This window comes from Corynebacterium sp. CMW7794 (assembly GCF_001563605.1).
In the GTDB taxonomy this organism is placed as follows: domain Bacteria; phylum Actinomycetota; class Actinomycetes; order Mycobacteriales; family Mycobacteriaceae; genus Corynebacterium; species Corynebacterium phoceense.
Genome location: NZ_KQ961772.1, coordinates 17,951 through 30,511, shown reverse-complemented (window position 1 = coordinate 30,511; position 12,561 = coordinate 17,951). Strand labels below are relative to the sequence as shown.

Annotated in this window: 9 protein-coding genes; 6 read left to right on the top strand and 3 right to left on the bottom strand. The window is 55.1% G+C overall.

The features are described from left to right. Positions 1-479 precede the first annotated feature (479 nt). From HMPREF3227_RS10810 to HMPREF3227_RS10795, 4 genes are all read left to right on the top strand, one after another. Entirely contained in the window at positions 480-1,841 is a 1,362-nt protein-coding gene (locus HMPREF3227_RS10810; RefSeq protein ID WP_231732355.1) for an MATE family efflux transporter, read from the top strand. A 152-nt stretch (positions 1,842-1,993) separates the two neighbouring features. Beyond that, the gene (locus HMPREF3227_RS10805) at positions 1,994-3,151 is read left to right on the top strand and encodes an ABC transporter substrate-binding protein (protein WP_049156259.1); all 1,158 of its coding nucleotides are present in this window, start codon (positions 1,994-1,996) and stop codon (positions 3,149-3,151) included. Beyond that, a complete protein-coding gene (locus tag HMPREF3227_RS10800) occupies positions 3,148-4,272 on the top strand; it encodes a FecCD family ABC transporter permease (RefSeq protein ID WP_080975109.1) in 1,125 nt (374 codons plus the stop codon). Before HMPREF3227_RS10805 ends, HMPREF3227_RS10800 begins: the two co-directional genes overlap by 4 nt. After that, positions 4,272-5,087 (top strand): ABC transporter ATP-binding protein, encoded by an 816-nt coding sequence (locus HMPREF3227_RS10795; RefSeq protein ID WP_049156256.1) that lies wholly within the window; start codon positions 4,272-4,274, stop codon positions 5,085-5,087. Before HMPREF3227_RS10800 ends, HMPREF3227_RS10795 begins: the two co-directional genes overlap by 1 nt. Before the next feature lie 892 nt (positions 5,088-5,979). Here HMPREF3227_RS10795 and HMPREF3227_RS10790 read toward each other — a convergent pair. Both HMPREF3227_RS10790 and HMPREF3227_RS13090 read right to left on the bottom strand, forming a co-directional pair. Then, the gene (locus tag HMPREF3227_RS10790) at positions 5,980-6,939 is read right to left on the bottom strand and encodes a replication protein RepA (RefSeq protein ID WP_066513046.1); all 960 of its coding nucleotides are present in this window, start codon (positions 6,937-6,939) and stop codon (positions 5,980-5,982) included. A gap of 375 nt (positions 6,940-7,314) precedes the next feature. Then, positions 7,315-7,578, bottom strand: a complete 264-nt coding sequence (locus HMPREF3227_RS13090) for a ribbon-helix-helix protein, CopG family (protein WP_082750348.1) — start codon at positions 7,576-7,578, stop codon at positions 7,315-7,317. Positions 7,579-7,768: 190 nt separating this feature from the next. On the opposite strand from HMPREF3227_RS13090, the gene HMPREF3227_RS10785 reads away from it, so the two are divergent. Continuing rightward, complete coding sequence (locus HMPREF3227_RS10785; protein ID WP_066513042.1) at positions 7,769-8,089, top strand: hypothetical protein; 321 nt, start codon at positions 7,769-7,771, stop codon at positions 8,087-8,089. A 41-nt stretch (positions 8,090-8,130) separates the two neighbouring features. Here HMPREF3227_RS10785 and HMPREF3227_RS10780 read toward each other — a convergent pair whose 3' ends face one another. Continuing rightward, the gene (locus HMPREF3227_RS10780) at positions 8,131-8,505 is read right to left on the bottom strand and encodes a 3-deoxy-D-manno-octulosonate 8-phosphate phosphatase (RefSeq protein WP_231732354.1); all 375 of its coding nucleotides are present in this window, start codon (positions 8,503-8,505) and stop codon (positions 8,131-8,133) included. 212 nt (positions 8,506-8,717) lie between these two features. Here HMPREF3227_RS10780 and mobF point away from each other — a divergent pair, with 212 nt between their 5' ends. Continuing rightward, on the top strand, positions 8,718-12,524 hold the full coding sequence (gene mobF / locus HMPREF3227_RS10775) for a MobF family relaxase (RefSeq protein ID WP_369814882.1): 3,807 nt from the start codon (positions 8,718-8,720) through the stop codon (positions 12,522-12,524). Positions 12,525-12,561 lie beyond the last annotated feature (37 nt).

The window sequence follows — 12,561 nt, the reverse complement described above, 5'->3', positions numbered from 1 at the left end:
TCTACTCAAACGGAACAAAACCTGGGACACTTCAGTCTCTCCTATCCATCTTCACACTCCTTCCACCTGAAGTGTTTGAAGTGGAAATCTTCAATTATGGTAGCCTTACCTAAACTAGGTATAATCTTTATACTTTCCGAAGGGAGTCTCTGCCGCTGCAAACACCAGCCCTGAACGGGATTCGGTCTCAACCAACGGTGGTACCGCTGGGGCATCGGCCAGCACCAGCTGAATCCGCAGGGGCGAACCACTAATTTCCATGGTGCAGACGGCAGCGTCCGATTGCAACTTTGGTGCAGATGTATCGCAGCGCCATTCGCTTCAACGGCCTGGAGGCCGCAAATGAATCGGATGTGCTGCGTATCTACCGCTAGAAACCGCAGCACATTGGAGACCAGCCGCCAAAATGGGCGAGGTTTAGAAGATGAGAAGCGAGGGCCGAGACGAATGTTAGTCCGAAGTTGAAGGTGGCTGCGAGGTTGAAATCCATCCGGAAATATCGCGAAGTTCTGGGAATTTCCCTTCCCATCGCTGGAGTACAACTCGCCGGAGTTGCATTGACCACCACGGACGTATTGATGCTGCAGTCCGTGGGCGTACTGGCGATAGCCGGCGGCGGCCTAGCGATGCAGCTTTACAACCAGATCCGCACGATGTGCGTGGGCATGGTGACGGCCGGGGCAAATCTTGTGGCTGAAGCAGCAGCAAAAATGGAAAAAGAGAAAACCTCTTGTCAAAATTGCGAGGCGGGAGCAGAACAGATCCGGCGGGCTGTGCGCTCCTCCTTCGCGGTGGCCACTGGCACTGCAATTCTCGGCGCGTTACTGGTCATCGCCCTAGGCGGATTGGTCCTTGTTCTGCCCATCGACAAGCACGTTGCCCAACTCACCTTCGCCATGACCCTTGCGCTCGCACCCGGGTTAGTCCCGATGATGTGGCTCAACGTCCTGCGCCAATTCGCCGTGGGCATGCGAAAACCCGGCTCCCTGTTAACCATCACGCTGATATCGATATTTATAAATATCGCATTGAACTGGTTATTTATGACATGGGCAGCCTCGGATCACTGGAAGGTAGCGGGCATCGGGCTTTCTACAACTGTCATCCAACTGCTTACCTTCCTGGCCTTCCGGATTGTGGTACTGCGCATTCCCGAGCTACAGCCCTATTTCCACATCCTTCCGTGTAAAGGAGATGGGGAGACTATCTGCCGCCTCGTCCGCCTCGGGGTACCAGTCAGTCTGACCTATGGCTCGGAGGCTGCAATAACAACCATCGCCGGTTTAGTGATGGGGACCTTTAGCCCACAGATGCTAGCGGCGCACAATATTGTGAACCAACTGGCGTACATCGTTTACCAAGTGTGCATCGGCTTTTCTCACGGCGGCTCGGTGCTGATCACAAGGGCTCGGGCCGAGAGTGCCGACTCAGTGCGCGAGATTACCCGACGCATATTGTTCGTCGTGGTCACGTATCTGGGAATAATGGGCGCGCTGTGGCTTCTGTTGGGCAGGTGGGTACTGCATCCTTTCTTAAAAGAGGCAGATCCCACCACCTTTCACATTGCCGTCCTGCTCCTATGTCTCGCGGTACTGCAACAGTTCGCCAAAGGAATCCAAAACGTGGCAGTGGGCCTACTGAGAGGCCTGAAAGACACCACCTCAGGGCTACGCTGCACCCTCGTCGGGTACTGGCTGGTTGGCGTCCCCGGGATTCTGATATTTGGAAAGCTCCTCGGATGGGAAGGATATGGCGTCTGGTTAGGACTCATCATGGGTTTCGCAACCACGGCGGTACTGCTGCTACGCACATATTCCCGCCGACTGAATGAACTGACTTAACGGGAATGTTGGGGGGTAAAAGTTTCATCACCCATTGTAGATAAACAAAGGTATGGCTAACCTAATAGATCCACTTGGAAGAAAGGATTGCCTTGTCCCTCACGACAACTAGGGCTCGCGGTTTTAAAACCCCACGCGCCCCTCACCACCGAATGGCCCGCGTAGTCGCCTCAGCCGTCACCGCCACTGCCCTCCTTATGACCGCTGCCTGCAGCACTAACGATGAACAACAGACCGCAGATGACGGAGAAAAGCAACAGATCACCGACATTCTCGGGCGCGAAGTCGAGGTCCCGAAGAACGTCGATCGGGTCCTCATGGGCGGGCAACGGATGCTTTACACGACATCCATCCTCAACAAAGAAAACCCGCTCCAGGGCATCGTTGCCTGGCCAGATGACCTGGAGCAGAACGACCCTGGCACGTACAAGAAGTACGAACAGAAATTCTCAGAGATCGAAGATATTGAGCAAACTGGTGAAGTTTACGACGGCTCGATGTCCGTTGAGCAAGCTTTGAATTCCCGTCCAGATGTCTTCATTGTCTCCGCAAGCAGCTTCGAAGCCGCCCAGGATGCTGGCATCGTAGACGGTCTAGAAAAGGCCGGAATCCCCACGGTTACCGTCGATTACTTTACCGACCCGGTGAAGAACACCGCACCGAGCGTGCGCTTGCTCGGCAAGGTACTCGGCCACGAGAAGGAAGCGGAAGAGTATGCCGAGTTCTATGAGTCCAAGGTGAACATGGTTCAGGAGCGCCTAGAAAAAGCCAAGGCCACCCCCACACCGACCTTCCTCTGGCGAGCTCCCGGCTACTTCGACTGCTGCTCTACCTTCGCTAAGTCCAACCTAGCCCAAATTGTTAACGCAGCGGGTGGCGAAAACGTGGGCGACGATATGATCGACGCCAAGCAGGGGCAAGTCTCTCCCGAGGCGCTAGCTGAAAAAGACCCAGACGTCATCATCGCCACCGGCGCAGACTGGACCGGCGCCAAGCAGCAGCCAAAGAAGAATGGCTTTGTACCCCTGGGCTACGACGAGTCCACCGAACAGGCAGCCAAAGACTTCCAACGCGTTGTTGACGGGCAACCTGTCCTTAAGGAAATGCGGGCGGTCAAGAACAAGCGGGCCTACGCTGCGTGGCATCACTTCTACGACTCCCCATACAACTACCTAGCCATCGAGTGGTTTGCCAAAGCCATGCACCCCGACCTGTTTTCCGATGTCGACCCGCAGGCCGATTTGGAAGAACTACATGAAAAATTCCTCCCTGTGGAGGCTAGCGGCACCTTCTGGACTGGTTTGCCATGAGCCACGGAGCACGAGCGCAATCAATTGCCACCGGAAGCGAGGTGGACGACCAAAACTCTACCCCGCAACGGCAACGCCCCCGGTCAAACTGGTACCGAACAGCTAGCAGGCGAAAGGTAGCGATCATCGCAGGGCTTACGGCCCTGCTATGCGTCACCATTGCCATAGATTTCCTCATCGGCAGCAGTTTGAACGCAAATGAGGCGCTCTACGTGCTCTTTCACCCCAGCGATTCCCGCCCAATTGACTGGCAGATCATCTTTGATATACGTCTGCCTATGACCGTCACAGCGGTGCTCATCGGTGGCACCCTCGCTGCTGCCGGCGCAGAGATGCAAACCATCTTGGATAACCCCTTGGCAGAGCCCTATACGCTGGGCATTTCCGCCGCTGCGAGCTTTGGCGCAGCCTTTGCCACCGTCTCAGGATTCACCGCGGCGGGAATCGGGGCAGCGCTGGGAATGGCGGGCAGTGCTTGGGTCTTCGCCCTCGCGGCCTGTGCGGTGATCGTCCTATTCTCTCGGTCAAAGAGCTCTGGTACCGAGGGAATGATTCTGCTGGGCATAGCCATCGTGTTCCTCTTCGATGCTCTACTAGCGCTAATGCAGTACCTCGCCTCGCAGACCCAATTAGAGCAGGTGGTTTTCTGGACCTTGGGCAGCCTTACGCGCGCTACGTGGCCTCAGATCGGCCTTCTCGCGGTCATCTCACTAATCGGAATTGCTTACTTCTACCGCAATGCGTGGACGCTGACCGCGTTTCGAATGGGCGACGACCGCGCTAGGTCCATGGGTATCAATATCCCAAAGCTGCGCACGTACACGCTGGTGGGAGTCTCCCTTATGGCGGCAACTGCCGTTTCGATGGCCGGGACAATTGGTTTCATCGGACTCGTCGGCCCACATATCGCCAGGATGCTCGTTGGTGAGGACCAACGCTTCTTCCTCACCACGTCCATCATCTCAGGTGCGCTTTTGCTGACCTCAGCCTCAGTGGTATCCAAGCTGATCCAGCCTGGGGCGATTCTGCCTGTCGGCATCATCACCGCGATTGTGGGCGTTCCCGTGTTCGTCGTCCTCATTGTTTTGCGACGCCGCCCCCGAACTGTCTCCTCAACCTAATGATCGCCTCTCCCAGTACTTCCTGCCCCAGAAAGGACCCCCTCGTGGAACAACCGCCCACGGTTCCGCCAGAACCCACACTCCGGGTAGATAACCTGTGCTTTTCCCATGGAGACGAACAGATACTGAATGACGTATGTCTCCCAAAGATCGAAGCTGGAACCGTCACCGCCCTCGTCGGCCCTAATGGCGCTGGTAAGTCGACTTTGCTGCGCTGCATGGCTAACCTATGCCGATTCAGCGGCGACGTCACTGGGCCCGAGGCAGTATATTTGCCACAGGATCCCCCGCCGGAAAGCACCCTTACCGTATTCGAATCGGTACTTCTGGCACTCCAGCATTCCCGGACGGGATTCAGCGGACTACGGGTAGCCACATCCACACAGGACCGAGTCAGCTCGGTCCTCACGCGGCTGGGGCTAGAAGACCTAGAATCCCGAACAATGTCCCAGCTCTCCGGCGGCCAGCGTCAATTAGTAAGCTTCGCCCAGGCCATCGTATGCCGGCCGCAGGCATTACTACTGGACGAGCCAACCAGCGCTCTTGACCTAAGAAATCAGCTCATCCTCATGGAGCATATTCGCGCCTATGCAGCTGAAGCACCCGCGGCGGTCGTGGTTTCGATGCACGATCTTTCACAAGCAGCGCGCTTCGCTCACCGCATTGCGGTACTCCACGCGGGCACTGTATACGCACACGGAGCAGCTAAGGACGTGTTAACCGCAAAAATGTTGCGTGAAGTCTACCGCGTAGATGGAAAAGTCACCCTTACTGATGACGGTTCTGCAGCAATCACCACATCCAGAGCCATATAAGGGGCTTAGCCTAGCGCGGGTATCGCATATGCATCAGCCTAAAATGAGAATCCCGCGCCTTCTAGGGCCGTTGGAAGGCAGTGGCCTTTTAGAAGGAAGCAAATGTAGGTGAGTTGCCCAGTCACGGAGACGGACCCGCCCTACAGGTAGTTGAACGGTCTCTACTTCCGTTCCATCTGAGTAGATAAGAGATCTTAGGACACCTCAGCGACTACCATATGGGCGCATTGATCACCTTGGAGTGTCAGGCGAACGTGAAAGTGATGCGAAGCGCAAGTACGCTCTATCTTTGCAGTGTTGGGAGGGGACTACACCGCACCATTGTAGGCCTAGTGCCTAGTCTCGGAACAAGACTTCTGTGAGAGCGTGTGCGGTTGGGTGTGGATGTGTCAGGTTGTCGAAGTTGGGGAGAGGTTTATTTTTGATTGTTTTTCTTTCCCCGTGGGGCAGTGAGAATGCGTGTGTGCCTTGAGTAGTGGGGTAGTTGTGTGGCAACCAAATCTATTGATTTGGGCGGCAGCCCAACGAGCCGCAAGGCGAGGCGGGAGCATAAACCGTAACCCGTATTGAACGGTTTTGCTGATTGATCGGCTGGGGATATAGAAATACAGGGATATAGTTATAAGCCACCTGGGAAAATAGGTAAACTCGCAGGTTAAACCCTGTGGATAAGTGGTCGCGTATCGGTAAATCTGCGCACGCGTATCGGTAAATCTGCGCACGCTTTTTCTGCGTATCGGTAAATCTGCGCACGCCGACCTGGGAAAATACGCCGTATCGGTAAATCTGCGCACGCGTATCGGTAAATCTGCGCACGCGTATCGGTAAATCTGCGCAGTGTGGTTTGCCCATAAAGAAAGCGCCCCGCGTGGGGCGCTTCCGCTTGCTGGGGCTAGTCGAGTTGGGGTCGTGGTGGGCGTTGGCGGATGGATGTTGCTGTCTTGGTGACGGTCACGCCGTTGGTGTCGGCGGTGACGCCGGCGTCCGGCCAAACAGTCAGAATGTCGTGAATGGACTTCTTTATTTCCGCGCGGAAGTGTGCGACTTCTTGTGCGGTTTTGAGTTCTTTTGTCGCAAAGTTAGTGGCGATCATGTCCCAGGTGAAGGTGTAGGCGTCGCGGTTGTTCTTGGCGAGCCAGTACTGCTTGAGGGTAAGCCAGATGTAGATGTCCATTGAGCGTGGCTTGGTCAGCTGGCGCAGCACGTTGAGGTCAATGGGGATGGGGGATTCTGCGATGTGCTGGAAGAACTGTGGTGTGAGCTTGAGGTAGCTTTCGACGAAGCTACCTTGATTAGGGTCACGCGTATCGAACCACAAGTCCCATTCGTCCAGGATTTGCGTGTGCTTTCCTCGTGCTCTGACTCCATCATCGGACTTAACCGTAATGCGAGAGTCGGACAGGCGAATCAATTGTTCTCGGACGATGGTGATTGTCCCCTTGGCTCCGCCAGTTCCGCGCTTGCCGATACCAATGGAGCTAAGGAATTGGTTCATGGAGTGGCCGAGGGGGATGCGTAACGCTTCTTCCTGGCGGATTTTCCCCTCTTTGAGTCGTCCGGCGTTTTCGACTGCGCGGGTAATCAAGTACGCCATGATGAGTCTGGGGTACTTGCCGTAGGGAAGTCCCTCGCCTGAATACACCACGATTTTCCCCGACGGGGTGATGATGACGCGTTCCTTATCCTCGGTTTTGCGATAAGGAAAAAGTGCTTGGACGAATAGTTTAGAGGTGTAGCCGACGTCCTGGGCTTGGAGGAGTTCTTGTGCGGCGTCGTGTTCTTGCCTGCGGGCTAGTTCTTTGACTGCTTCGAGCTTGGCGCGACGCTCATTGGGGTTGTGTGGGGGCTGCATGGTGCCGTAGTCTCCTTTCGGATTATCGACACCGCCCGTGTTGTGCTTTGCTCACTGTCCGTATGGAAGTGGTAAAGTATTAACCGACACGGTCGGTGTCGTATTATCTTGGACCCCCGCTAGAGTTGGCGCTCGATGATGCGGGGGTTTCCTCGTTTTCGAGGAATGTGCGCGCCCTGGACTTGAACCGAGGGTGTGTGCCGCTCGCGCTGCGCACCCCACGAGTGTGAGGCGCGGCTTTTTATTTTCTCCGCCTATTAAATCACATCAGTGTGACTTACTGGGAGATTTAGTAATGGTGGCGGCTGTTGCCAAGAAGCCTTATCGGCTGTTTGCTTTGATGAAGCTTGCTCGGAACCTAAGGCATTAGTGGAGTCACTGTTGTTCTTCGGGCTCGTCTTTTAGCCCGTTGAGCATTATTTGGTTAAACAAGTTGTTGATTGTCTTCTCTTCGAAGTCTGCAGCCACTTGATTCCAATGGAATTCTTCTAGTTTGGGAAGCATGGCTGTAATAGCCATTTTTAAGTAGAAACCTCGACTACGTCCTGTCCTATCGCAGAGAGCGTCGAGTCGTTCAATGATTTCATCTGGCATCCGTACAGACACCACACGTCCGGAAGGGTGGGGTGCTTGGTTCATATGAAGTGTCCTTTCCTTGGCAGCAATGGTAAACAATGTTTACCATTGCTGCCACTCTTGGGACTGTCGATAGAATTGTTTAATCGACACTGTGTAAACATTGTTTACTATACGCAAGACTGGAGGAGTATTCTCAAACTCTTTAACAGCATCATGAGCGGCGCGCGCCACAGAGAGGAAGGACTCCTCCGTGGACGCACTGCCATTTATCAATTCCATCAACGACTTTTCCGACTGGTGGCAATTAGCACTCTTCGCCTTGCCGGTCTGGATGCTCATTGCCCAGATACGACGCGCAGGACTGGTGGCAGGAATCATCAGAGCGTTAGGCGGAATCATCGCCTGGGTAATCATCTGGTTCTTCCTCACCTTCCTCGGCGTGATGATTGGATCCATGGCCGACCACTACGAACGCGCTACGGACGAGACCAACGACTCGCCCTACTCCAACACGTACGAAGACGCACCCGCCAACCCTGGCGAGTATTACGACCCGAACGAGCAACAGTAGCCGCAGACGCTAACGCCGAAGACTGACTTTCTCTCTACTGACTACTGGGCACTATTCTCATCGGCACCATCGCCGCCGGCGTCCTCAGTGGCGCTGGCGGCTTCGTCGTTGTACTGGCGCTTATCATCGCCAGTATGCGACTCATCGTCTCCAGAGGAGTCCTCCGCACTAGGGGAGGACTCTTTAGCAGTCTTGAGCATGTCGTTGAAATTGCGCTGGCTTACACCGACGAGTTCGCGCACGAGTTCTTTAGGCTCGCCTAGATCGATAACTGCTTGCGAGGCGTGACCAATCTTGTCGTTGAGATTCTCACGCTGGTCGATAAGTGACAACAGGGAGTTGAGCTTCTTCTTGCGGTCACGCAGCTTACGCTGTTCCTCTTCGAGACGCTGACGAAGTTCCTGACGCTTCCTCAAACTTCTACTTGCGGTAACCATAAGCCCACAATGCCAGCGAACACACCGCCTCACTCCTGACACAAACACCACGCGGGAAGTTTGGCGTAATCGGGAGCAATCAGTGGTCTATCCCTGCAGTCTTTGCTGAAAGCCTGCGGCAGCGGGCGTGAGCACCCTTTTCACAACACACCTTATGCACTCTTAGTGTTAATCGGGTTTTGGCTGGTAGCATGGGCTACATGATGAGCCTGCGAGTAGTCCACAGCGGAACGGGGTACGAGTACCTCTTGCGCTCTGTGGCTACCAACGACGGGCCAACCGATGAGCCAAGTTTGAGCAAGTATTACGCCGCGAAAGGCACCCCGCCAGGGCGCTGGATTGGTCGCGGACTAGCCGGTTTTAACAACGAAGATATTCACGTTGGCGCGGAAATTTCGGAAGAAAACATGGCCGCACTCTACGGCGAAGGTTTGCATCCAGATGCGGATAATCTCATGCGTGACGGCGCGAAAGTCAAAGACATTCAGTTGGGTAGGCCGTTTGCCAATTACACCAATGACATCCCAGTTTTGGTCGCACTGCGCGACGCAGAGCGCAAGCATCGCCAGCGTGAAAAGACGCTGTTAACGCGCGAGCAGCGCTCAGAAATGGCGCAGAAAATCGGCACTGAATTCTTCATTGAGGAGTTCGGACGCGAGCCAGAATCAGGCCGAGAAGTTGTTAATTGGGTCAACGGTTTAAAAGACGAAGTGCGTCAATCTGTGGCTGGTTTTGACCTTACTTTTTCGCCTGCGAAGTCCATTTCTGTGCTCTGGGCACTCGCCGATGAAGACACTTCACAGCGCATCGAAGAGCTTCATCACCGCGCTGTTGCTGAGGCTTTAGAGTGGACCGAAGACAACGCATTGTTTACTCGCTCGGGCAAAGCTGGAGCAGAACAAATCAAAACTAAAGGGCTTATTGCGTCCGAATTTAAGCACTATGACACCCGTGCAGGTGACCCAGATTTACACTCACACGTGCTTGTGTCCAACAAAGTTCAGGCCGAAGATGGGCGCTGGCTATCCATCGACGGCTACACGTTGATGAAGTTCAATCAGACGATTTCCCACCGCTATAACTCCATCCTTACGACGTTGCTTACTAACGATCTTGACGTGGAATTTAGCCCGCGTCAGCGCGATTCTGGTAAGGAACCGACGTGGGAAATTGACGGTATTTCCGAAGAACTTCTGGACACGTTTTCCAAGCGTCGCGCTAACGCTTTGCCCGTCTATGAGCGCTTGGTCGAAGAACATATTGCCCAGCGTCAAGCCAGCCCGAGCGTGCAGGAAATGAACCAGTTGTGGCAAAAAGCCATCCTGGAAACCCGCGATGCCAAGCGCGAACCAGAGTCCCTCTACGAGCTGCGCGAGGCATGGCGCAAGGAAGTTTTAGCCCTTTCTGACGGCGAGAATCACCTTGCCGCAATAGCCGATGCCCACGGCGAGAACACCGAAAACACCCGCCCACTGTTCGACGTAGAGGCCCATTCTGATGCCGTTATGCGCGACGCGCTAGAGACATTGCAGCGGCGTCGCTCCTACTTCCGCAAGTCCCATATTTCAACGGCTGTGGCGCAAAAACTTCAAGCCTATCGCCTCGAATCGGTGACTGAACGCAACATCATCCACGACTCCATGACCGAGCTAATTGTGGAAGAACAAGCCATTGCGCTCAACGATTTCGAGATGCTGGACTTGCCCGAACGACTGAAAGACCAGCGTGGATTCTCGCGCGATAATTTCGCCGATTCGGAGATTTTTACCACCCAAGAAATCCTGGATACCGAAGCTAAAGCACTAGCCGCACTAGATGAACCGGTGGCCGAATTTGCCGACTCAGCAGCTATTGATTCAGCTGTTGATGCTCACGAAAAGCAGGCCGGTTTTAGGCTCAACTCCGGCCAGGAAGCAATGGCACGCTACCTGCTTAACTGCGGCACACTCGCTGCTACTGGTGTTGGCCCTGCCGGTACCGGTAAGACCGCATCGCTGCGCTTGGTTGCTGACGTATGGGCACAAAAAGGAAACAAAGTCATCGGCCTAGCACCCTCGGCACAAGCTGCTGACGTGCTCTCCCAAGACCTCGGAACCCAGGCACTGACCGTCGATAAACTGACCTTTACGTGGCGCGGCAACCACCCCAACAAGGATGGTTATAGCGTGAAAGATTTGCCGATTGAGATTAATCCCGGCGATATGATTTTGGTCGACGAGGCCGGCATGGTCTCGACCCCCAACATCGGCTCACTGATTGAAATCGCCGAAGACGCCGGCGCAGTCGTGCGCTTTGTTGGCGACCACAAACAGCTCGGCGCAGTCGAAAACGGCGGACTGTTTGGTGCGATGGTCAAAGAAAACGAGCGCGCCGATAACCAGCTCTCCGAGGTCATTCGCTTCGGCGGTGACAGTGAGCAATCTGCCGCCAGCTTGCGCCTGCGCGAGGGTGATACCTCCACGTTCGACTTCTACAATCAGCGCGGCTGGGTTCACGGCGGTGGGCGCTCTAGCATGCTGGAAAGTGCCGTAAGCGACTACCTTTCCGATGTTGCCAACGGCCATAACAGCCTGCTTATCGCAGCCACCAACAAAGACGTGGTGGCGTTGAACACTATGATTCGCTCCCACCGTATTGCCTGCGGTGAAGTCAACGATGAGGAGACTATTACTATCGCGCGCGGCGAGAGCGCTGGTCTGGGAGATACTATCCTCACGCGCCAAAACCGCGTTTTCAGCGACCAGAACACTGGGGTAACCACGCGGGTGACTAACGGTGAACTGCTGACTTTGGCTGATATTCGCGACGATGGAAGCATCATCGCCACCGACGATAAAGGTCACATCAAACACCTCCCAGCAGACTATGTGCGCGAGAACGTTCAACTCGGTTACGCGGCCACCGTCTATCGCGCCCAGGGCACAACCGTCGATGTCACCCGCGCGGTAATCGACCAATCCGTTGACCGAGCAGGCATGTATGTGGCACTGACCCGTGGCAAGCTTGCCAACCACGTCTATGCCGTCACCGAACATATCCTTGACCCAGATGCCGAAGATGGTCACTACCACTACATCGGCAACGCAAACGCCCCAGGAGCACAAGACGTCTTTAACTACGTCGTATCCAAAGACACCAACCCACGCGCCGCCCACGATATTGTCCGCGAAGTCATCGACGAACAAACCAGCCCCGAGCGCATCACCCGCCTGTGGAACCTTGGCCGCGATGACGCCATTACTGACTTCATCGACGCCTACCTACCCGACTGGATCGACACCCTGCCAGCACATCAGATACAGCAGCTAGAAGAATCCGACGAGGGCACTAAACCTATTCGCCATGCGTGGACGAAGATGATTGATGCCGGAATCGACCCGCGAGCAGCCATGCAGCACGCCACGGTTGATACCGACAACGCCGAAGACATTGCCCGGCTAATCCGCTACCGCCTCGACCTAGAGTTTGACCGGCTGGATACCGGGCAGTGTAATCAGCTCCCGCCTATTACCTCACGCACCGACATGGAACTTGACGAGTGGTTGCGCCGCCATAACCCGCACGCAGTCCAGCGCGCGCAACTTTCCATCACGGCGTTTACCCAGCCAGAACACAACGACACCGCTGACCTTGACACCTATGAGGATGCGGCAGACACGGTTGATACCAACGCGACGGAAAACCAGGAGCAGGCCGAGTTCGATGACCCAGAGGTCTACCGCGAGCACGAACAGCAGTATCTTGCCCTTGCCGATAAGGATCAGCAGTGGCATGACGAAAACCAGCACGATGCAGCAGACGCGTCTACTGCCCTCGATGATGTCGAGGACGACGACTATGAACTCCATCCCGGAGCACAGGCAAGCCTCGACTTCCTCGCCGGCCTCAGCCTAGGCGGCGAACAACAAATCGTTACCAGCGACAGCGACCAAAGCGAAGACACCGACGAACAAGCACCCGCCGACGAGCTTGAAGACGAACAAGGCCCAGAGCTCTAGAAAGCGGAGAGGTCAAAGCGCGGAAAAGACGTATACT

Excerpts from the sequence above, each read along its gene's own strand:
- HMPREF3227_RS10805 (WP_049156259.1), top strand. The coding sequence starts at position 1,994 with ATGGCCCGCGTAGTCGCCTCAGCCGTCACCGCCACTGCCCTCCTTATG.
- HMPREF3227_RS10800 (WP_080975109.1), top strand. The coding sequence starts at position 3,148 with ATGAGCCACGGAGCACGAGCGCAATCAATTGCCACCGGAAGCGAGGTG.
- HMPREF3227_RS10795 (WP_049156256.1), top strand. The coding sequence starts at position 4,272 with ATGATCGCCTCTCCCAGTACTTCCTGCCCCAGAAAGGACCCCCTCGTG.
- HMPREF3227_RS10790 (WP_066513046.1), bottom strand. The coding sequence starts at position 6,939 with ATGCAGCCCCCACACAACCCCAATGAGCGTCGCGCCAAGCTCGAAGCA.
- HMPREF3227_RS13090 (WP_082750348.1), bottom strand. The coding sequence starts at position 7,578 with ATGAACCAAGCACCCCACCCTTCCGGACGTGTGGTGTCTGTACGGATG.
- mobF (WP_369814882.1), top strand. The coding sequence starts at position 8,718 with ATGGGCTACATGATGAGCCTGCGAGTAGTCCACAGCGGAACGGGGTAC.